General features: G+C 32.8%; 19 protein-coding genes. 12 read left to right on the top strand and 7 right to left on the bottom strand.

Annotation, left to right across the window (positions count from 1 at the left end):
• Both FLY87_RS03590 and FLY87_RS03585 read right to left on the bottom strand, forming a co-directional pair.
• Positions 1-3,342 carry a helicase-related protein gene (locus FLY87_RS03590; protein ID WP_141266315.1) on the bottom strand — a complete coding sequence of 1,114 codons (3,342 nt, stop codon included), beginning with the start codon at positions 3,340-3,342 and terminating at the stop codon, positions 1-3.
• Positions 3,343-3,570: 228 nt separating this feature from the next.
• Positions 3,571-4,611, bottom strand: a complete 1,041-nt coding sequence (locus FLY87_RS03585) for an ATP-binding protein (protein ID WP_028842176.1) — start codon at positions 4,609-4,611, stop codon at positions 3,571-3,573.
• A gap of 68 nt (positions 4,612-4,679) precedes the next feature.
• On the opposite strand from FLY87_RS03585, the gene mtgA reads away from it, so the two are divergent.
• Positions 4,680-5,495: a monofunctional biosynthetic peptidoglycan transglycosylase gene (gene mtgA / locus FLY87_RS03580; protein ID WP_028842177.1), complete on the top strand. Its 816-nt coding sequence runs from the start codon at positions 4,680-4,682 to the stop codon at positions 5,493-5,495.
• Here the strand turns inward: mtgA and malQ are convergent.
• Genes malQ through FLY87_RS03565 form a run of 3 tightly spaced genes read right to left on the bottom strand, consistent with a single transcriptional unit; the run spans position 5,455 to position 10,479 of the window.
• Positions 5,455-7,500, bottom strand: a complete 2,046-nt coding sequence (gene malQ, locus FLY87_RS03575; protein ID WP_169720688.1) for a 4-alpha-glucanotransferase — start codon at positions 7,498-7,500, stop codon at positions 5,455-5,457. The two genes, mtgA and malQ, sit on opposite strands and share 41 nt — an antisense overlap.
• Entirely contained in the window at positions 7,472-8,764 is a 1,293-nt protein-coding gene (locus tag FLY87_RS03570; RefSeq protein WP_012545780.1) for an AAA-associated domain-containing protein, read from the bottom strand. The genes malQ and FLY87_RS03570 overlap by 29 nt, the downstream gene beginning before the upstream one ends.
• A gap of 2 nt (positions 8,765-8,766) precedes the next feature.
• Positions 8,767-10,479, bottom strand: a complete 1,713-nt coding sequence (locus FLY87_RS03565) for an ABC transporter permease subunit (protein WP_028842179.1) — start codon at positions 10,477-10,479, stop codon at positions 8,767-8,769.
• A 221-nt stretch (positions 10,480-10,700) separates the two neighbouring features.
• On the opposite strand from FLY87_RS03565, the gene FLY87_RS03560 reads away from it, so the two are divergent.
• Together FLY87_RS03560 and FLY87_RS03555 are read left to right on the top strand one after the other, a co-directional pair.
• The gene (locus FLY87_RS03560) at positions 10,701-11,711 is read left to right on the top strand and encodes an ABC transporter substrate-binding protein (protein WP_028842180.1); all 1,011 of its coding nucleotides are present in this window, start codon (positions 10,701-10,703) and stop codon (positions 11,709-11,711) included.
• Positions 11,708-14,260: an ATP-binding protein gene (locus FLY87_RS03555; protein WP_141266314.1), complete on the top strand. Its 2,553-nt coding sequence runs from the start codon at positions 11,708-11,710 to the stop codon at positions 14,258-14,260. The genes FLY87_RS03560 and FLY87_RS03555 overlap by 4 nt, the downstream gene beginning before the upstream one ends.
• Here FLY87_RS03555 and FLY87_RS03550 read toward each other — a convergent pair.
• The gene (locus tag FLY87_RS03550; protein ID WP_012546203.1) at positions 14,246-14,623 is read right to left on the bottom strand and encodes a response regulator; all 378 of its coding nucleotides are present in this window, start codon (positions 14,621-14,623) and stop codon (positions 14,246-14,248) included. The genes FLY87_RS03555 and FLY87_RS03550 overlap by 15 nt on opposite strands.
• Positions 14,624-14,702: 79 nt before the next feature.
• Between FLY87_RS03550 and hemL the strand changes: the two genes are divergently transcribed.
• Genes hemL through FLY87_RS03520 form a run of 6 tightly spaced genes read left to right on the top strand, consistent with a single transcriptional unit; the run spans position 14,703 to position 18,558 of the window.
• A complete protein-coding gene (hemL, locus tag FLY87_RS03545) occupies positions 14,703-15,986 on the top strand; it encodes a glutamate-1-semialdehyde 2,1-aminomutase (RefSeq protein ID WP_141266313.1) in 1,284 nt (427 codons plus the stop codon).
• On the top strand, positions 15,983-16,507 hold the full coding sequence (locus tag FLY87_RS03540) for a molecular chaperone (RefSeq protein WP_012545951.1): 525 nt from the start codon (positions 15,983-15,985) through the stop codon (positions 16,505-16,507). Before hemL ends, FLY87_RS03540 begins: the two co-directional genes overlap by 4 nt.
• Entirely contained in the window at positions 16,500-16,760 is a 261-nt protein-coding gene (locus tag FLY87_RS03535; RefSeq protein ID WP_012545122.1) for an AtpZ/AtpI family protein, read from the top strand. The genes FLY87_RS03540 and FLY87_RS03535 overlap by 8 nt, the downstream gene beginning before the upstream one ends.
• Positions 16,729-17,094, top strand: a complete 366-nt coding sequence (locus tag FLY87_RS03530; RefSeq protein WP_012546716.1) for an ATP synthase subunit I — start codon at positions 16,729-16,731, stop codon at positions 17,092-17,094. Before FLY87_RS03535 ends, FLY87_RS03530 begins: the two co-directional genes overlap by 32 nt.
• Positions 17,091-17,249 carry a hypothetical protein gene (locus tag FLY87_RS03525; RefSeq protein WP_012545885.1) on the top strand — a complete coding sequence of 53 codons (159 nt, stop codon included), beginning with the start codon at positions 17,091-17,093 and terminating at the stop codon, positions 17,247-17,249. Before FLY87_RS03530 ends, FLY87_RS03525 begins: the two co-directional genes overlap by 4 nt.
• Positions 17,236-18,558: a glucose-6-phosphate isomerase gene (locus FLY87_RS03520; RefSeq protein WP_012546494.1), complete on the top strand. Its 1,323-nt coding sequence runs from the start codon at positions 17,236-17,238 to the stop codon at positions 18,556-18,558. The genes FLY87_RS03525 and FLY87_RS03520 overlap by 14 nt, the downstream gene beginning before the upstream one ends.
• On the opposite strand, the gene FLY87_RS03515 is transcribed toward FLY87_RS03520, so the two are convergent.
• Positions 18,555-19,106, bottom strand: coding sequence for a thermonuclease family protein (locus tag FLY87_RS03515; RefSeq protein WP_012545903.1), 552 nt, complete (start codon positions 19,104-19,106; stop codon positions 18,555-18,557). The two genes, FLY87_RS03520 and FLY87_RS03515, sit on opposite strands and share 4 nt — an antisense overlap.
• Positions 19,107-19,120: 14 nt before the next feature.
• Between FLY87_RS03515 and FLY87_RS03510 the strand changes: the two genes are divergently transcribed.
• The 3 genes from FLY87_RS03510 to FLY87_RS03500 are packed head-to-tail and all read left to right on the top strand — an operon-like array spanning position 19,121 to position 21,390.
• Entirely contained in the window at positions 19,121-19,642 is a 522-nt protein-coding gene (locus FLY87_RS03510) for a shikimate kinase (RefSeq protein ID WP_012546210.1), read from the top strand.
• Positions 19,629-20,708, top strand: a complete 1,080-nt coding sequence (aroB, locus tag FLY87_RS03505) for a 3-dehydroquinate synthase (RefSeq protein ID WP_141266312.1) — start codon at positions 19,629-19,631, stop codon at positions 20,706-20,708. Before FLY87_RS03510 ends, aroB begins: the two co-directional genes overlap by 14 nt.
• The gene (locus tag FLY87_RS03500; RefSeq protein WP_141266311.1) at positions 20,701-21,390 is read left to right on the top strand and encodes a response regulator; all 690 of its coding nucleotides are present in this window, start codon (positions 20,701-20,703) and stop codon (positions 21,388-21,390) included. Before aroB ends, FLY87_RS03500 begins: the two co-directional genes overlap by 8 nt.
• Positions 21,391-21,392: the final 2 nt, after the last annotated feature.

Below are 21,392 nucleotides of genomic sequence, written 5' to 3'. Positions count from 1 at the left end.
TTAACTCTTTTGATTTTCAATTGCAATTATAACTTCTTCTGAGAGAAACCCGGTTTTCTTGTGAATTTTTTCAAGAAAATCCTCTCCAAGATCTTCTTTGAGCATAAGAATTTTGCCCACAAGTGTTTCTGCTTTTTCTAAATCCCTCTCCCATTCCACTATTTCAGAGAGTATATATTCTGAAAGCGTTCCATAAGATTTTATGTCCTCAAGTAAATCTGATATGAATTTTTTATGCGGACGAAGTAATTCGCTCTCAATGCTGAGCATGTAACTCAATAGATTCGCTGCCTTTGTTGGTAGTTCATTTGCTTTTGGTGGAGTCTTTTTGAAATAAGCTGTTTTGTCAAAGATTTGATGATAATGAATCCAAAAGTTTTCACTTAATGGTAAGGATTGGGTGTCAGATTCAGCCTTTATCTTTTCATAGACCTCTTCAAAGGTTGAAGCTATTGGTTGTTTCTCAGAATAGTTTTTATATCCAACAAACAAGTCTTTACCCTTCTTTATAAAAACCATTAATTCATCATCTGAGGCAGCTTTAGCAACTTTTACTCTATTTGGCATATCTTTTATTTCAGCTTCAAGCTCTGGGAATTTTTCTCTTATAGAATCATATTCTCTCTTTATTTTTATAAAGAAACTTTCCTCTTCATCTTCAACATAGGTTGTGAGTCTTCTATATAATTCAGATGCTTGAGGCTCTTCGTCAGGGTCAAATATTTTTGAGTCCTCCCCTAATACATTATGAATCATAAACATCTTTGTGCTTGCTATTTCTCTTGACTTTACTATATCGGCTCCTTTCTCTGTTGGGAAGAAGTTTATTATGTAGATTTCGTCGTAGACTTTTTTCCCAATTCTGTTTATTCTTCCTACTCTTTGAATAACTCTCACTGGATTCCAAGGAATATCATAGTTTATGACTGCTCCAGCCCTGTTTAAATTGAATCCTTCAGAAAGTTTATCAGTAGTTAAGAGAATATGATATTGATTTTCTTGTTTTTTATATTGTGCATCAAAGTTTTCATATATTGATTCTATCCTTGATTTGCTCAGATTACCAAAGGTTGGAAGAAGTATTTCTCCAAATTCTTCTCTGAGAATTGGCTCAAGATAACTGGCTGTGTCAAGATACTCTGTAAATATCACGACCTTTCTATTTTCTTTAATGAACTTTTTTAACCCTATGATAAGTCTTTCTGACTTTGGGTCATTAATTGATAAGCCAACTTTGTCTATTTCTTTTTCAAGCGATTCAAAAAGCTTTAGGTCACTTTCTATGTCATTGATAAATTGTTCTGCATCCTTGAATTTGTCTATTTCATAGACCTTATGATACTTTTTGTTGACTTCTCCTTGTTTTAGCTGTGCTTCATATTCTTCAAGTCTTTGATATATTGTTTCAGGGTCTGCTGTTACAATGTCATCCATGAGTTTTCTGTCAAGGATGAATTTCCCTGATTTTTTTATGAATTCTAAGGCTGTTTTTTGGATTTCTTTGAAGCGTGAAACACTTTGTTTAAAAGCTCCAAAACTGCTTTCAAATCTTTTTACAAGAAGTCTTCTCATAAAATCATAGAGGTTTTTCTGATATGTGTAAAGGAAGCTTTCCTCTTCATTGAGCTTTAATTCTTCTGGATCATCTAAAATTTTTGTCAAGCCCTTTTCATACTTGATAGGGAAATATATGGCTCCTTTAAATTCTCCTCCCTCATCAACTGGTGCAAAAATTTTAATAACTTTGTCATAAAATTTAGATTGCTCCTCAGTGAGCTCAAAAAACCATTCAATTGGGTCTTTTACTTCAGGGAGTTCTATTTTTTCTGGATAATGTTTGAGGTCAAGACGGTTTCTTCTGATTACAACAGGTTCAAGAATTGCCCTCATTTCCTTTGCAAGCCTTTTAGCTCTGTCTTTGACTCTTTCAATCTCTACAAGGTGGCTTGCAAATAACTCTTTGTAAAATCTCTTTGCTCTATCTCTTCTTTTTTTGTCAGAAGAATTCCAGTAATTTTTTATATATGCAAGTTTTCTAAATTGAACTTCATAATAGGCAAAGCGGTTCTCTAAATTTTCATCAAGTATTATGGTTGATTTTTTAGGAATAGTGAAAAGTTTTATCATGGCAAAAAGGTCACTTGGACGATTGTTAAAAGGAGTTGCTGTAAGAAGTATCACTGTTTTACCTCTGCATATTTCATTAAGATAGTGATAGCTTTCTGTTCTTTCGTTTCTGAATCTATGAGCCTCATCAACTATGATTACTTCTATATCTTCATTGTCTTGGATAAACTTTAATGTATCTTCAAGTTTTCCAACCGAGCGAATTTCCCATTTCCACAGTTCAAAGTCAGCAAGATACTTTCTCCAGCCTGATTTTCTGTCTTCATCACCTATCAGGTGGGGTGGACATATTACTACACCTCTTTTGCCAAGGGCTTTTGCAGTAAGGCAGGCTATTACAGTTTTACCAAGACCTACTACGTCTGCAATAAGAGTGCCTCCATGGGCTTCGCAGTTGGAAAGTGCCTGAGAAACTGCTTCAATTTGATAGGTATAGGGTTTGTAGCCTTTTTCTTCCATCAGTTTTAGAAGTTCTCTATTTAAACCTTTACCTCTGTGTAGTTCAAGATATATTTTTAATAAATAGGCATAGGCAATAAACGGGGTTATTTGTCTTAGAAATGTCTTTTTTCTTAGTATTTCAGTGAGTTGGTTTACATCTTCCTCAGCAAGAGTTATTGAATTATTCCAAAGATTATCAAAATATCGCTCAGCTTCTTCAAAGCCATAATCTTTTACTTCAACATTAAACTCATCCTGGGATTCAAGCCCAACTTTAGTTAGATTGCTGCTGCCTGTTATAAAAAGATTGGGTATAACATCTTTTACAGATTCGTTCATTTTAAATAGATAAAGCTTTGCATGATTAGGCTGCTTAGTTTTTCTTAGAATGAGCTTTTGTTCAGTAAGAAGCTTTATGAAAAAGTCTATCTGTTCATAGGTGTTCTTGTTGTCTAAATCCGCGGAGTTGAAGGCAATCTTGAAGGATTTATAGAGGTCCTCTTTAAGTGAGTTTAGATTCAGTTGTCTTTTAGTTTTAGCTGTTTCATATATACCATAGGCTCCTTTGTCAATGTTAAGTCCTATAAGGATTTTTAAATGTTCATTTTTTAAATGTCCATTTTCATACAAGGACTTTAGGGTTTCATATAGTTCTTGAAGTCCTGAGAAATAAAAAAATCCCACAAGAAACTTTAACTCTTCACTCTTACTGATAAGAGTTTTTAGTCGGTCTTTTAAAGAGTTCTCGCTACTATTTGTAATGAAAGTGGTCATTTTTAATTATTTTTAGACTATTTTCCTCTCCTTCAGATTCCAGAGTACTCACTTCTATTTAGATGAAAAGCATGCATTTCTTTAGAATAAATTTTATCACATTTTTTTAAAAAATCTATAAACGGCACAAAATCAAAAAATGTCTTATATGCTTGATTTGTCAAGGTGAAAATTTGTTATTTTTAACCATTTAGTCACAGTTTTAGACACAGAAATAATAAAAGCTTTCTATGATAACAAAACACTCAAAGGGATTGCCCATAGCTTATCACCAAGTCTTACTATATTTGTTCCATTGTATGCAACCACTCCTGCAATGCAGTTTTCTGTATTATTTACAAAAGCCTTAAGCCCTGAAAGCTCTCTGTCTTCCCATTTTTCTCCTGCCTTTACCTCAATAGCTATACATTTGTTTTGAGCTTCAACTACAAAGTCAACTTCATATCTTCCCTGTATATGCCAGAAATAAAGATTTGCCCCTTGCCATCTTGACTCTATTATTAACAGTAGATTTTGGGCAACATAGATTTCAAAAAGTGCTCTCATCAGGGGTTCTCTATCAAGTGAGTCAATGCCAGCGAGATAACAAGCAAGTCCTGAGTCACTCATGTATATCTTTGGTGATTTGATGAGTCTTGCTGCCTTGCTTTTTAAATAAGGATGAATTCTTCTTATGATAAAGGATGCTTCAAGCAAGGAAAGATATCTTGAGGTAGTTGAAACATTAAGCTTTGCATTTCTTGCAAGGTCGCTTAAACTTAAGATACTCCCTGTTCTTAAAGCAACAAGGCTCAGTAGATGCCTGAAGGAGATTAAATTTACTATTTGACTGAACTGTCTTATGTCTCTTTCAAGATAGGTCTGTTCATAACCTTTAAACCAGAGGGTTCTCTCTGATAGTCCAAGAGCAACAGGTGGTAGCCGTCCTTTAATTATGTCTTCATCTTTTATTTTTTCTGGGGTGGTTGAGCTTTCAATTTTCTGTGTTCTGAAAAATTTCATTAAAAATGGCTCTTCCTCTGTTTTAAAAAATAACTCTCTTCGGGACATGGGAGACATGTTCAGATAAACTGCTCTTCCTGCGAGGCTTTCAGTAAGATTTTTAAGTAGAGCAAAATTTGCAGAACCAGAAAGTAGAAATCTTCCAGGCACTCTTGCTTTATCCACAATCTTTTTTATTACTGTAAATATAGAGAGAAAAATTGAAAAAGGTAGTTCAAGTCTTAATCTGGAAATTTCTTGTGTATGCTCATTGATATATTTTATCAAAAGTTTTTTTATCCAAAGACAACTTCATTAAAAATCATTCTATAAGTAACCTCTGTCAATGATAAAATATGGATATGCTTAAATGGATATTTAGAGGTCTAATCATTGTATTTGTATCTTATATTATTTACATAGTTGGTTATCCATTTGTGGTAGATGTTTCCTCTCTAAAAAAGAAAAATCCAGAGTTAACAGCAATGATGAAGTATCGCATTAAACAATGGGAGAGGGATGGTAAAAAAATAAAAATAAAAAAAATGTGGATACCTGTTAATAGAGTTTCCCCCTATCTTGTTAAGGCAGTTCTTATTGGAGAAGATGACAAATTTTATAGCCACTCAGGATTTGATATTGAAGGAATAAAAAAAGCAATTGAGAAAGACATAAAGGAGAAAAAATTAAAATATGGTGGCAGTACAATAACACAGCAATTGGCAAAAAATCTTTATCTTACTCCATCTAAAAATCCTGTAAGAAAGATTCAGGAAGCAATAATTACATGGAGACTTGAAAAAACTCTGTCTAAAAAGAGAATTCTTGAACTCTATCTCAATGTTGCTGAGTGGGGGGAGGGAATTTTTGGTGCAGAGGCGGCATCAAGGCATTATTTTGGAAAATCAGCTTCAGAGCTTAATGCAATAGAAGCTGCAAGGCTGGCTGCGTCTTTACCAAATCCTATAAAATACAGTCCTGTGGGAAATTCAAGATTCATTGAAAAGAGGACAAATCTTATATATTTCATAATGCAGAAAAGAGGAATAATTAAAGAAGAGTATACAGAACCAGAGGAAAAAGATTCCGTGCCTGTATTAGAGGAAAAACAAGAGGAGAAAGAACTTCCTTCTATCCAGAAGGATGAGCCCGTCCAGCCTCAGTTAAAATAGTTGTAATTTCTTTAAAAATAGGCAATTTCATAATGTCATCAAAAGACAAGGGAAGTTTTCTCTGCCAGTTAGGATATTCTGTGACTGTGCCAGGAAAGTTTGTTTGCTCTTCCATAAGCAGCATATCTTCAGGATATAGCAGTAGATATTTTGATTGAGTTTTTGCAAGGAATTTTATTATTGCAACAAGTAGCTTGTCAATTGGAGCTTCTTCTTCAAGCAGTCCTTCTTCTTTTAAAAGGGTAATAATTTTTCCCTTATCTTGCTGCCTCTCTGCAAATGCGTTTTCAAATTGTTGCTCATCAAAAATTGAAAACTGTTTTCGTAATTGTATATCCTTTCCTTCCCAGAATCCCTTGAGAGTAGGTAAATCATGGGTTGTTATACTGCATAAAGCATCTTCAGGATAAAAACTGGATGGTTTATATCCGTATGGACCTTTTTCAAAATAAAATACTTTCCATGAGCAGATTTTTCTTTTAATAAGTTCTTCTTTCATCCATTCCTCTGCGGTTCCAAGATCTTCTCCAATAACCCCTGTTTTGTTTATCTGACTTTCAAGGGTAATTATACCAAGCAAATCTTTCCAATGATATTTTATATATGCGCCTTCATAGGGAGTTGTTCCTTCAGGTATCCAGAAAGCTCTAAAAAGTCCAAGTGCATGGTCAATTCTGAGCAATTTTGTCTTCATATTGGCTTTTAAAAGTTTTATAAATGGCATATAGGCTTTTTCTCTTAATCTGAAAGGAATTAAAGGAGGAAATCCCCATTTTTGTCCCTTAGGATTAAAGTCATCTGGTGGTGCACCATATTCTGCTTTAATTGCATAAAGTTCCTGATTGACCCAAACATCAAAGCTTGACCTAATTGAACCAAAACCAAGATCAAGAGAGATTGGATAGGTTTTCATTTCTGCGATTTCATCTTCAATAAGCCATTGGAGATACTCATAAAAAACTACATCTTTATTGTATTCAGAATAAATCATGGAAAGAGTATTTTTATCAGGCTTTCTAAATTTTTCTTCCCAATTTTGCCAGTTTTTCCCGAATTTTTCTCTTAGGAAACAAAAAACTGAAAAGTACTGTAAATCTTCTCTTACAGCAGGACATAGCTTATTTTTATAATCAAGGAATCTCTTTGCTTCATCTTCTTTGTTAATGTAAGCTTTATAAAACTTTGCAAACTCCATCCTGAGAGCTTCTATTTTTTCTTTCCAGACAGAAGCATAATCAAAAAACTCTTCATTTTTTTCTTTTACAGGACTTTTAGATAGATAAAGAGGCGTATTAAACTGTCTTGATATGGCAGAATAGGGGCTTATACCATACAAATCTTCAGGATCATTTAAATGAAGAGGATTTATACTTATAAAACCTCCAAGAGAATTTATATATTCGGCAATTTTTTTTAGATGTGAAAAATCTCCTTCTTTTTTATTTCCTCTTAAACTCCAGAGATTAAGATGTAAACCCCAGGTTTTCTTTTTAAAAGGAACAAAACAATTTTCAGGCACAACTATCAGAGTGCTTTTATGAATTGATTTTTCAAAAAAAACGGTTATGTTATAGTAGCCAATAGGAAGCGAAGGAACAGGGATATTGTATTTAAAATATATTCCGTCATCAAGAACTCTCTGCTCCTCTTTTTTCATAATATCAAAATTTAAAAATAAACTCAGAGTTTCACCTTCTTGTCCTAAATCTTTGAATGGAGAAATTTCAATGTGACTGGGCTTTTGATTTTCTTTTAGATAAATGAATATTGAATGGTCCTGTTTAACTACATAGACAGGTTCTAAGCAATTTTTCCAAGAATTGTTTTCAAAATAATTAATCCAGCTAATGATGTTTTTTCCATCAGGAGTAATTCCAATTGCTGAAATCAGTTTGATTTTTGTTTCATAAGAGATATCAATACGTTCGCCTTTGTAATTATAATAAAAAGGAAATATTCCGAGTAAATCTGAAAGCTTACATATCAATTGTTGAAGGTTCTTCAAGGTAGAGTTCTCCAGCGTCATAATCATAGGCAAACAGTTCTGCGTATCTTCCCCAGTCTATGGCTGTTTCAAGCTGATTCCATGCTTCTTCTGGTGTGAAATGATTTTTAAGAATATCAATAAAGAATTCCTCTGATACTCTGTGCTTTGAAATTGTTGATAAAACCTGCATAATTTGTTTAATAAGTTGAACATTCTGCAGAGCAGAGTCTTTGAATATTTCTTTTTTCTCAAGAGTATCCGCTTCTGCCCAGTTTTTCCCCTTTTCTGTGAGAATAAAATCACCTTCTCGCACTTCTCCGAAGTCAAGTATTACAGATGCTTCTATCAATGGAAAGATATCATCAACTTCCATGCTTAATTCAGAACTTAAAGCATAGATATCAACCCTTCCACCTTTATCATGAACAAGCTCAATAAGTCCTGCAATTGCACCAACTTTTGCATGGGGAAGAAATTGATATCTACCAGCCGCAAGAAGGAATGGAATTTCCTCAGGTGATTTTATAAGAATAGTGTAGATTTTATCTAACAAAAATTTGAAATCCCTTGAATTTCTATCTCTTGGGTATGGAAGTTCAAGAGGAATCTCAGCTTTGATTTTTCCAGGATTATGAGTAAGAACAACAGCCCGAGATGACATACTTAAAGCTTCTTCAATATTATGAGTAACAAGAACAATGGCTTTTGCCGGCATTTTACCCTCTTTCCATAAATCAATAATATCTCCACGAAGATTGTCTGCTGTAAGAACATCCAGTGCTGAGAAAGGCTCATCCATAAGTAAAAGCTCAGGTTCCACAGCAAGTGCTCTCGCAATTCCTACTCTCTGTCGCATCCCGCCGCTTAATTCTCTTGGATAGGCATCTTCAAATCCATCAAGCCCTACAAGGTCAATTGCTTTAATTGCTTTTTCATGTATTTCTTCTTCATTCAATCCAATGCCTACAAGTCCAACTTTAACATTTTCCAAAACAGTAAACCATGGGAAAAGAGCAAAACTCTGAAAAACCACTGCTATTTTAGCATTTGCTTTTTTGAGAGGTACTCCTTTGTATAAAACCTGCCCTTCAGTTGGTTCAACAAGTCCTGCAATTATTCTTAAAAGTGTTGATTTACCTGCACCAGACTGTCCAAGAATTGAAACAAACTCATCAGAGTATATTTTCAGGTTAATATCTTCCAAAACAGTAATTTCTCTTCCCTTACCAACCATAAACGATTTTTTAATACCTATGGTTTCAAGAATAATCTCTTTTTCCATAACTACTCCAGAACATATTTTGTCTTAGCCAAAATAAAAAGTCTTTTCCATAGCAATCTATTTATTCCAACAACAGTTAGAGACATAAAACATGTTGAAAGCAATAAAAGTCCAAAATTTCCGGAAGCAGATGACTGACTTATTAAAGCACCAAGTCCTGCTGTATGCATTATTTCTCCTCCAAAAGAAACATACTCACTTACAATTGTAGCATTCCATGCTCCTCCGCTGGCAGTAATCAATCCAGTAACAAGATAGGGAAATATCCCAGGAAGTATTAGAGTTTTCCATTTTCTGATACCTTTTACACCATAAGCTCTGGAGATTTCAATTAAATCCTTAGGAATTGCACTTGCTCCAGCAATTATATTAAAAAGCAAATACCATTGTGTACCAAGAAGCATTAAAAATATGGCACCTATATCCAGTCCTCCTCCAAGTTTAATAAGAAAAAGAAGAATAACAGGAAACACCGCAGTAGCGGGAACACTTGCTGCTATCTGAACAATGCTTTGTAATATCTTGGCAGCTCTGGGATTTAGCCCAATATAAACTCCAACAGGAAGAGTCCAGACAAGTGCGATCAATAAAGCCACAAAGACTCTTAGTAGTGAATAAAAGGCAGCTTTTATTATTGTAATGATATCGTTGAAACTAATATTTGAAACCAGTCCAGCAGCTTTTAAAATAGCCCATATAATTACCAACAAAATAATTATTAGAGAAATAATTCCCATGATTTTACTCAGTCTATTTACAACAGGATTGCCTGACAATGAAAATTTTCTGTAACTGAGTTTTTCTACTTTGTTAATCGTATTGTTCAATAAATCTACTACTTTTTTAATGAAAATAGAACCTGAAAAAAGATTTAATACAAAAGATTCTCTTTCTTCTTCTGGTGGAATTGTTTCTATTCTGAATTTTTGTGACCACACAATAAGAGGTCTCCATATAAAAAGATCAAGAATAATTATTAAAAGAATCATAGTTCCCAGTCCGTAAATTACATATTCAATATTTCCCTCATTTGCAGCTGTTTGAATATAAGAACCAATCCCAGGAAGTCTAAAATCTTTATCTTCAAGAATAAACATCTCACATGCCATGAGAAAAAACCATCCTCCTGCTACGCTCATCATACTGTTCCAGATAAGTCCTATAGCACTGAAGGGAAGGTCAAGCCTTAAAAACTTAGAAAATTTATTGAATTTAAAAACTTTTACCACTTCTCTCATTTCTTTTGGAATTGTGCTTATGGAGTGGTAAAAGCTGAATGTCATATTCCATACCTGCCCTGTAAAAATCAGAAGAATACATGCAAGTTCAAGCCCTATTCTTTTTCCAGGGAAAAGAGCTATCATTGCTAAAACAACGCCAGGCAAAAAGGAAAGTACAGGAATTGACTGAAGAATGTCAAGCAAAGGAATCATTATTTTCTCATGAATTTTGCTTCTTGAGGCAGTATATCCATACCATATGGAGAAAGTTAAAGACAATATATAGGCAAAAAAAATTCTTGCAAGAGACTGAATAGCATATTGTGGGATATTTGAAGGATTTAAATTTATTTCCACTGTTCTCTCATAAGGAGTACCCCATTCAGAAGCTATGTATATAATAAAAGAAAGAATCCCTAAAACAATAAAAAATATCGCTATATCAATTGCTCTTACTTTAAATGTTTCAGCAGGAATAGAGATGGGTATTTTCATTTTTACTCTCCCTTAGGAAAAATCTTAAAATTATAAAACAATTCAAATGACATTTGCCATAATTTTTTTAAAAACAGTCAATGTTTTCATGTTATTTTTTCTATTACCACAATTTATCATTCCAAGCGAGGAGTTTAGAATCTGCTGAAAAATATTAAAAAAGTGTATGGAATATTGAAATAACAATTTTGAAATACAAGGAAGTTTTGATAAAATATGGCATGAGAAGTTTTTTAAAAATTTCTGTCATTATCTTTGCCTTTTTTATTCTCTATGGATGCTCGGAACAAAAAACTGTGGTTATTCTTTCAAGTTATGATGCTAAAGATGTATGCGGTCAGCCCCAGGTTGAGGGAGTTACTGATGCGTTAAAAAAGAATGTATCAGATTTAAAGATTGAACAGATTTATTTTGATTCAAGAAGAATCTCTAAACAGGAATTTGAAAAAAGATGTGATGGTTTCACAAAACGTGTTAAATCTCAAAAACCTTCTTTGATTCTTACTACCGATGATGCAGCATTTCAATGTGTAGCAAAGCATTTTATGGGAGATAAAATTCCTGTTGTATTTTCAGGCATAAATCTTACTCCAGAGCATTACAATACAAAATACCATTTTATAGAAGGAAGAAAGCCAATTAAAAATTTTACAGGTGTTTATGAAAGAATTTTTGTATTAAGGCAAATGGAAATGCTTGAAGTTCTTGTTGGCAAGATTGATAAAATTGCTATTCTTTATTCAACCGACTCTATGGGTAATATACTTAAAGAACAAATTATCTATGAACTTAAAAATAAGGATTTTAAAGATAGAATAGTTTTATATCCCGTAGGTTCAATTCAGGAACTTATAAAAGCTTCAGAGGAAATAAATAAAAGAAAGGATATCGTAGCTTATTTCCCTTTTGTGATGTCAATAAAAAATGAGAAAATATTAACTATATCAGATATTGCATCAATAATGACGGATAAAATTAAAAAAATTGACCTTGCAATTAACAGACAGTTTGTTCAACTTGGATTTTTTGGTGGTATATCTGTTGATTTTTATCAGATGGGATACAGAGCAGGTGAGATGGCTTCTTATATTTTAAAAACAGGTAGAATATCAGATTTGGAAGTAGAAGATGCAGAAAAATTTTTAAGAATTATAAACTTAAAAAGAGCAAGAGATATAAATCTCAAAATTTCTGAAGAAAATCTTTCTTTATTTGACGAAGTGATAGGATGAATACTCAAATTTTTGATGATTTATTCAATTTTTTAAGAGTATCATTTCTCTTATTCCATTCTATTGTTTTTTATTATCTTATTTTCTGGCGTAAAATTATAGAGCCAAATTTTAATAAAAGAGTTGTTGGATATTTTTTTATTATCATTTTTTTACATACTATTCTTAATTCAATAATTTTATTCAAAAACTTTACTGGCGGATATTATTTATATTTAATTGCTGCAAATATTGCAGTAATTGCTGCAATTCTTTTTTATGCCTACAAAACTATTATCAATCTCAAACTATATTATCTTTTATTGGCGATTATTTTTGTTATTCTTTTTATATTCAAACAGGATAAGACTTTAATATTTTTAGGACTTTTTCTGATAGGTATTTCTTATTTTCATATTTGGTATAAGGAGGAGTTTTCCCAATACAAACCATCAAGAGTTATACCTTCTTTAATAAAAAAAGGAGCTCTTTTGCCTTTTATTTTTTTTGGCTTATATATTATTTGCCTTTCATGTTATATAGTTTCTCAGTCACTATTTCTTAATATTTTTGCTACCTTTTTAGTTTTTTTAAGTCTCTCATTCAGAACAAGGTCTTTGTATGAAGAAAGATTTAAAGCTTATGTCCTGTATATTTTCATGTTTGTTTTAATATTTTCTATTTTGATTTGCTTATCTGGAAAATATATTGAAGATATGAAAGATATGGATGCATACCATAAAAAACTAAACATGCAGAGAATCTCTCTTGAAGTTAAAGATAAAATAGCCTTTTACAGCGATTTAGTTAAATTTGAAGCATCTTCAAATGAATTAAAAAAAAGAATAAAAAAGGGGCAAGAAGAGTTAAATAAATACCTTTCCTATTTAAATCAAATTTTTGATACGGATTTGGTTTGGCTTACTGATAAAAATGGAAATATAATAGCCTGCTCTACTGAGTATAGAAAAGAGATGATTAATCAAAATGTGAGTTTCAGGAAGTATTTTAAAGATTCAATTCAAGGAAAACTTTCAATTTTTATTGCAAGAGGAATTTATACAAAAAGGGATGATATAAGAATTTCTTACCCTGTTTATGATAGGGGTAATATAATCGGAGTGCTTGTTTTACAGTTTGATATAAGCAAAAATTTTAAGAAAGAGATTGATATTGAAAATGCCTTTATGATGCATTCTTCTGGAGGTATTCTTATAGGTAAACAGGAACTCAAAAATAGGATGCTTTTTAGTGTTTCACCTGAAGAGCTTAAAAAGGTTTACGAAGAAAAAATATTCGGAAATGATAGACTCCTGCCTGCAGGTTTTAAAAAGATTGATAATGACATATTTGAAGATTTTAAGGGACGTAGATGGCAGATTGTTAAGTATGAGATTACTAATGATTGGTGGCTTGCAAGTTTTCTAAATCTTTCTTTGTATGAAAAATTTAAGGGTATTTCCTATATTGTTTTAATCATCTTTGCTTTTATTTCTCATTCTTTTGCCATAAGAAGCCTTGATAGATTAAGAAATATTTTTCTGAATCTTGCAGAGGAGGTAGAAGAAAAAAGAACAGCTTTTGATTCAGTTGATACAGGATTTATTTATACTGATTCTTCAGGAAATATCAAGTATATGAACAAAGAAGCAAGAAGGCTTCTTGATGTTTCAGACGACTCTTTTGGAAAACAGCTAAATGAATTACTAACCTTTAAAGAACACAATGGCTCTGAATATAAGATTTTACAGATAAAAGAAAAAGAGGTTCCTGTGATTTATACAGAAAATCCGATATTGGTAAAGGGTATAAAATTTGGTGATGTAATAACCATTAAGGACGCTACAGAAATAATTCAAAGGCAGGAGCTTTCAAAAAGATTGGAAAGAATGGATATACTCACAAAGATATCAGCAGGAATTGTTCATGATTTTAGTAATTATTTAATGGTTCTTACTGGGAATCTTTCCTTGCTTAAGGAGCTTGAAAAATCAGAGGATAAAAAAGAAAATATAGAGATAATGCTTGAAGTTACAAAAATAATGAATACAATTATTGAACAAATGAAGGATTTAAGTCCTGATTTTATATTAAAGAAAGAAAAATTAAATGTTGAGGATATTGTTAAAAGTTCTACTGAATTTGTTTTAAATGGAACGGCAATAGAGTTTACTATTGAATCAGAACCTTCAATATTGCCTGTTTATGCCGATGCTGCGCAGCTTTATAGAGTATTTCAAAACATTATAATGAATTCAAGACAGGCTATGGAGGATAAAGGAAATATAAAAATAAAGATACAAAATTATATCAATGATGGCGAACTTGAAGATTTAAAGAAAGGAAACTATGTTTGCCTGACAATTACAGATTCAGGTCCGGGTATTCCTAAGGAATATATAGATAAAATTTTTGACCCATTTTTTACAATGAAAAAAGAAGGAAAAGGTCTTGGATTGAGCATTGTAAAAAACGTTATAGAAAAATCTGGGGGTAAAATAGAGGTTGAAAGTATATCAGAGATTGGAACAACTTTCAGAATATATATTCCAGCATCAGATAAGATTTAATTTCTTCAGGACTTCTTTAAGTTCTTCAAGTGTATAGGGTTTGTTAAGGACACCCTTAAAGCCTAATTTTTCATACTCAACAATTGATGAATCATTAAAGTATCCGCTTGATATTAAAGCATTTACATTAGGGTCATATTTCTTTAGTTCCTGTATGACTTCTTTACCTGACATCCCTGGCATAACAAGGTCAACTAATATAACATCAAAAAAATTGTTTGAATTAAGTTGAGAGACGAATTTTTCTAATGCTATTTCTCCATTTTCAGCAGTAATTACTTCAAAATTTAGAAATTCAAGCAGTGCCTTTAAAGTTTCTCTAACTAATTCATTATCTTCTATAACAAGCGCTCTTTTAGACATGAAAAATTATAACATAATTTGCGATTTTGTTGTTTTTTCTGGTATTTTTATTGAAATAAACGATACTTGGAGGTAAAAAATGAAGACAACAAAATCAAAGAAACTTTATAAACAAGCTTTAAAGCTCATGCCAGGAGGAGTCAATAGTCCTGTAAGAGCTTTTAAGGCAGTAGGTGGAAATCCTTTATTTATAGCAAAAGCAAAGGGTTCAAAAATTTATGATGTTGATGGGAATGAATACATAGACTATGTTCTTTCATGGGGACCTCTGATTCTTGGACACGCTTATCCATCTGTTGTTAAAGCATTAAAGAAAGCCATAGAAAAAGGAACAAGCTATGGCGCACCAACTGAACTTGAGATAAAGCTTGCTACTCTTGTAAAAAAAGCATTTCCTTCTATAGAAAAGCTTCGTTTTGTTAATTCAGGCACAGAGGCAACAATGTCAGCAATAAGAGTAGCGAGAGGATTTACAAAAAGGAACAAAGTTATAAAGTTTGAAGGATGCTATCATGGTCATGTTGATGGACTTCTGGTTTCAGCAGGCTCAGGAGGTGCTACATTTAGTATTCCTGACAGTCTCGGCGTGCCTCAATCATATACTTCAGAAACAATTGTCCTACCCTTTAATGATATAAACACATTCAAAAATACATTAAAAGAACATTGGAAAGATATTGCCTGTGTGATAGTTGAACCAGTTGTGGGAAATATGGGATGTATTCTTCCTAAGGATGAGTTTTTGAAAGTTTTAAGGGATGAGACTCAAAAATATGGGATTGTTCTTATTTTTGATGAAGTAATAACAGGATTTAGAGTTTCTTTTGGTGGAGCACAACAATACTATGGAGTTAAGCCTGATCTTACATGTCTTGGTAAAGTTATTGGAGGAGGACTTCCTGTAGGTGCATATGGAGGCAGAAAGGAAATAATGGCACTTGTTGCACCAGATGGCGGAGTTTATCAGGCAGGTACACTTTCAGGGAATCCTATTGCAATGACTGCTGGAATTGAGACTTTAAAGGTGCTTTCAAAAGCTTCTGTATATAAAAGACTTGAAAAAACAATGCAATATCTTGAAGAGGGACTGAAAGATTCAGCCAAGCAAGCAGGAATAAATGTGAAATTTTATAGAGCAGGAACAATGTTCTGCACATATTTTACAGAAAATGAAGTTATAGATGCAAAAACAGCGAAGACTTCAGATACAGAAAAATTTAAACAGTTTTTCTTAGGGATGCTACAAAAAGGAGCTTATATTGCTCCATCTCAGTTTGAGGCAGGATTTATAAGTCTTGCACATAGTGAAAAGGATATAGAAAAAACTGTGCAGGCAGCTTACAAAATATTTAAAAAGCTATGAATTTTTTAGACTATATTGATGAAGAAAGAGCAGAAGCTTATAGGCTTTTTGCCTATCTTTTTATGAATATTCCCCATATTGAGCATATTGAGCAATTTGAAGAGTTTGCTCAAGTAGAAATTAAAGATACATATGAAGAAATATGCGAGGATTTTATACATTTATTTATCAATGATAATCTACCAAACTATGAAGCCTATTACAAAGCTGAACTTTATAAAGATATTCCAATAAATCGTAGTCTTGATGATGTCCAACATTTTTACTGGACAGCAGGAGTTGCAATAGATGAAGAAATAGACCTCCCCCCAGATCACATTTCAATGGAGTTGCTTTTTATGAGTTATTTAATTGAACAAAATTTAAAAGATTTACAAATAGAGTTTGCAAGAAGACTCTGTGAGTGGATACCTCTTTTCTGTGATGCTTTATATGAAAAGGCGAATACAGATTTTTACAAAGAAGTTGCATATTCTCTCAAAGAGTTTGTATTATCAGAATGTGAGGATGTCAGTGAGTGAAGAAAGTCCTAAAAAATCTATTTTTAAAGTAATTCTTGAGGCTTCGGCTTTAGGAATTAATTTTGTTCTCTGTGTAATTATAGGAGCAATCCTTGGATATCTAATAGATAAATTTGTCTTTCATAAAACTTTTCCATTGTTTTCTCTTATTTTTTTAGCTGCTGGATTTGTAGCAGGTGTAAAAGAAATTTTTAGATTTATAAGGAAGGTGAACAGGGCAGATGGACAGGGAAGTAATAAAGAGGGTCAATAAGCAAACTTTCATTTTAGTGCCAGTTCTTGCCATAGCAGCTTATCTTCTATGGCAGAATGAGATAGTTGCTTTTAACGTCATTCTTGGAGGGTTTATTAGTTGGCTTAGCTTGAGAGAACTTGCATGGGCTGTAAAGAAATTTTTTGGAAAACCTATGTTTCAGCTTACTGTAATTGGGTTAAGCTACCTCAAACTGGGGGCTATTTTTTTATTTCTCTGGTTTATTGCAATTAAGGGCTGGTTCAACATTAAAGGATTATTGATAGGTTTTATAGCTATTTTGATTATTTCTACAAAAGAAGCTTACTTGTATATTCGGAGGCAAAGATCTTGAGCTGGAAGCTTTATCTTCTTCTTGCGCTTGCGCTCCTTGTAATGATGGCATTCAAGCTTACAAAGGTTTTAGCCATGATTGTTATTTTATCAGTGGTTATAGTCTTTGTTGTTGCCTATTTTTCAAAGAAAGGAGGCAAACGTGATAAGACTTGATTTTTCAAATATTCTAACAGAAGAAATAGGTCATAATGGTCTTTCTCTTATTGAAATAGAGAATGAAGCAAAAAAATCTATATCGCTTTTGTCTAAAAAACCATATAAAGAGCTTGATTTTATAAATTTACCATTTCAAGATACTTCCCAAATTAAAGAGCTTGCAAAAAAAGCAAGAGATTATGAATATTTTATTGTTCTTGGAATTGGTGGAAGTGCTCTTGGTCCAAGAGTCTTGCTTGAAGCATTAAGTCCTTTTAACAATCTTAGAAAAAAAAATAGAGTTTTTATTTATGATAATGTTGATCCTGCTACATTCAAATACATTATAGAGATTATTGATTTAAAGAAAACTCTCATAAATGTAATCTCAAAGTCTGGAAGCACTGCGGAAACATTGGCTTCATTTTTACTTTTCTGGAGAATGATAAGGGACAGGAAACTTGATGTAAGACAACATTTTATTTTTACCACAGACTCTGAAAAAGGGAATTTAAAAATGATTGCAGATGAGTATGAAATTCCTTCTTTGGAAATTCCAAAAAATGTTGTGGGCAGATACTCGGTTTTAACACCTGTTGGACTTCTTCTATCAGAGGTCATAGGAATAAAAAGTGAAGAATTATTAGAAGGAGCAAAGGAGATATCAGAAAGAGCTTATAGAGAAAATTTGAATGAAAATCCAATGGCATATCTTGCATCCTGTCTTTATCTTATGGATAAATTAAAAAACAGAAAAGTTTTAGTTTTTCTTCCTTACTCTGATAGACTTAAGACAATGTCTGAATGGTTCTGCCAGCTTTGGGCAGAAAGCCTTGGTAAAGAAGGAAAAGGAACTACTCCGTACCCATCTTTGGGAACAACTGACCAGCATTCTCAGCTTCAGTTGTGGATGGAAGGACCTGAAGATAAAGTTATTTTATTTGTTTCTATTGATAATCATGGATTTCAGGAAGAGATTCCTCAGGAATTTCATGATATTGAAGGATTAAGATATCTTGGCGGACATACTCTTGAAGAGTTGATTAATACAGAACAACTTGCTACAGAAATGGCTTTAAGGATGAACAAAAAACCTAACATGAAAATCATAATACCCAAAATTGATTCCTTTATAATTGGTCAACTTTTCCAATTTCTTCAGATAACAACTGCCATGGCTGGTTTACTTTATGGTGTAAATCCTTTCAATCAGCCAGGGGTGGAACTTGGCAAAAGACTTACCTATGGTGCAATGGGAAAGAGAGGATTTGAAACAGAAGGAGAGGAGGTTAAAAACTACCTTAAAAGACAGAGATATATGATTTAGTTTCTTGGATGCTGTTTTCTCCAATCTGAAGGCTTCTCAGTTAGTCCGTCTTTGCCCCAAATGCCTTTTTTCTCTTGTCTGGCAAGTCGCTGAGCCTCTACAAATAACTCTACATATTTTACATTCGGTGGAATAGTATACACCATAGCATATCCATTTCTTATCATCATATAGTTAATCATATTTCCATTTTTATCCCACAAATATGCCAGAATCCTTCCATATTTATCTCTGTGTTGGACATCAAGCTCAATTTTTACCCGCATGTCACTTTCTTTGACGAGTTTTTTTAAATAGTTTTTAGCTTTTCTGCCCCACGGCTCTTGAGCAAGTTCTGGCGCATCTATTCCAATTAACCTGACTTTTTCAGTTCTAACAAATATTCCTAAGACAGAGTTTGTAACAATAGTTAAAGTATCACCATCATTGACTTCTGTAACTATACAATAATCACTTTCCTTTTTTGCACAAGCAGAGGTAAAAATAAAGAACAGTAAAAATACCAAAAGCCCTGCAACTATAATATTTTTAGTATAATAATATTGCATAGTTTAATTTTAACATGAAAAACATAGTTCTTATAGGATTTATGGGTACAGGGAAAACCTCTGTTGGTAAACTCGTAGCAAAAAAGCTCGGCTTTGACTTTGTTGATGTTGATGAAGTTATTGAAAAAGCTACAGGAATGGAAATCTCTGAAATTTTTTCAAAATTTGGAGAGTCCCGTTTCAGAGACATAGAAGAAGAAATGATAAAACTGATAACCCCAAAAAAAAGGCAAGTTATTGCTACAGGAGGAGGTGTTGTTTTAAGAGATGAAAATATGAAGAGGCTTAAAAAAGATGGAGTAATTTTTTGCCTTAGAGCTTCGGAAAATGTTATTTTTGAAAGATTGAAACAGACAACAAATAGACCCCTTCTTCAGGTTGAAAATCCAGAAGAAAGAATAAAAGAACTTCTTCAGAAGAGAATGCCTCTTTATGAAAAAGCTGACTTTTGTATTGATACTGAAGGACTAACTCCTGAGGAAGTGGCTGAGAAAATAATTAAAGAATATGAGAGGTTAAGTAATGGAAAAACTTAGAGTTGAACTTGGGGAGCGTAGTTATGAAATTCTCATTGACAGAGGAAATCTCTCTCTTATTGGGGAAAGATTGCTCAGATTTTCAATAAGCAAGAAAATCGGTATCATAAGCAATCCTAAGGTTTCAGAGCTTTATGGGCAAAAAGTTATTTCTTCTTTACAAAAAGAAGGATTTGAACCTTTTGTAATTTTAATCCCTGATGGAGAGCATTACAAAGACTATTTCTGGGCGTATCATATTCTTACGCAACTTCTTGAATTTGGATTTGACAGGGGTTCTTTTCTTATTGCTCTTGGCGGAGGCGTAATTGGAGACATTACAGGCTTTGTTGCATCAATTTATATGCGCGGTATTTCATATATTCAGATTCCAACAACACTACTTGCTCAGGTTGACAGCTCTGTAGGCGGTAAAACAGCTGTTAATCATCCTCTCGGTAAAAACATGATTGGAACATTTTGGCAGCCATCCTTAGTATGGATTGATGTTGATACGTTGGAGAGTCTTCCTGAGAGAGAGTTTATTTCAGGACTCGCAGAAGTTATAAAATACGGAGTTATATGGGATAAAGAATTTTTTGAATTTCTTGAAATAAACAGGACAAAAATTTTAAAGAAAGATAAAGACATACTTATTTCAATAATTAAAAGAGCTTGTGAAATAAAGGCAGAGGTGGTCTCAAAAGATGAAAGGGAAAGCGCATTAAGAGCTATTCTGAATTATGGACATACAATTGGTCATGCAATTGAAACTTTGACAGGTTACAGTTCATATCTTCATGGAGAAGCAATATCAATTGGAATGGTTTATGAGGCGAAGTTATCCAGTATGCTTGGTTTTCTTGATAAGGAAGATTTTGAAAAAATTAGAAATATTTTGAAAGAGTTTGGACTTCCTGTAAATTTACCCATTAATATGGATTCATCAGCGATGTTGAAAACTATTTTGCTTGACAAAAAGAACATTGAAGGAAAAATCAGAATGGTTATCCCAGACAGTATTGGAAAAATGAAAATAAACTTTGAAATTTCAGGAGAAGATTTAAAAAAGGTTCTTAATGAGTAAGAAAATTCTAATTGTAGAAGATGAAAAGGAAATTGCAGAGTTAATAGCTTATAGCCTGAAAAAAGAAAAATATGATATCTCAATAGCATTAGACGGAGAAACAGCATTAAAAAAATTGAGAGAAACTGTTTATGACCTTGTTATTCTTGACCTGATGTTACCAGGAATTCAAGGGCTTGAGATATGTAAAATCATACGGAACAATTCAAATATGCAGAAGACAGGAATAATAATCGTGACTGCAAAGAGTGAAGAATTTGACAAAATCACAGGTCTTGAGACAGGAGCTGATGATTATATTACCAAGCCTTTCAGCCCAAGAGAGTTAATAGCAAGAGTTAAAGCTGTTATGAGAAGAACATTGTCAGCTGTTTCTAATAACCAGATTATCAAAATAAAAGATTTAATTATAGATAAGGAAAAATATTTAGTAACAGTAAAAGGACAACCCAAGAGACTTTCAGCAACTGAGTTTAAGCTTCTTTTGTATCTTGCAGAACGACCTAACAAAATTTTTAGCAGAGACCATCTTCTTGATGCTGTTTGGGGGCAGGATATTTATGTAGATCCAAGAACCGTGGATGTTCATATAAGAAGACTTCGTTTAAAAATTGAAGATTATCCAGATAATCCAGAGTATATAAAAACACTTCGCGGAATTGGATATTACATAGAGGGTTAATC

The organism is Thermodesulfovibrio sp. Kuro-1 (genome assembly GCF_006538445.1).
GTDB classification, from domain to species: Bacteria; Nitrospirota; Thermodesulfovibrionia; order Thermodesulfovibrionales; family Thermodesulfovibrionaceae; genus Thermodesulfovibrio; species Thermodesulfovibrio yellowstonii.
The sequence above is the reverse complement of the archived record's forward strand: the minus strand, read 5'-3'. Positions and strand labels throughout refer to the sequence as shown.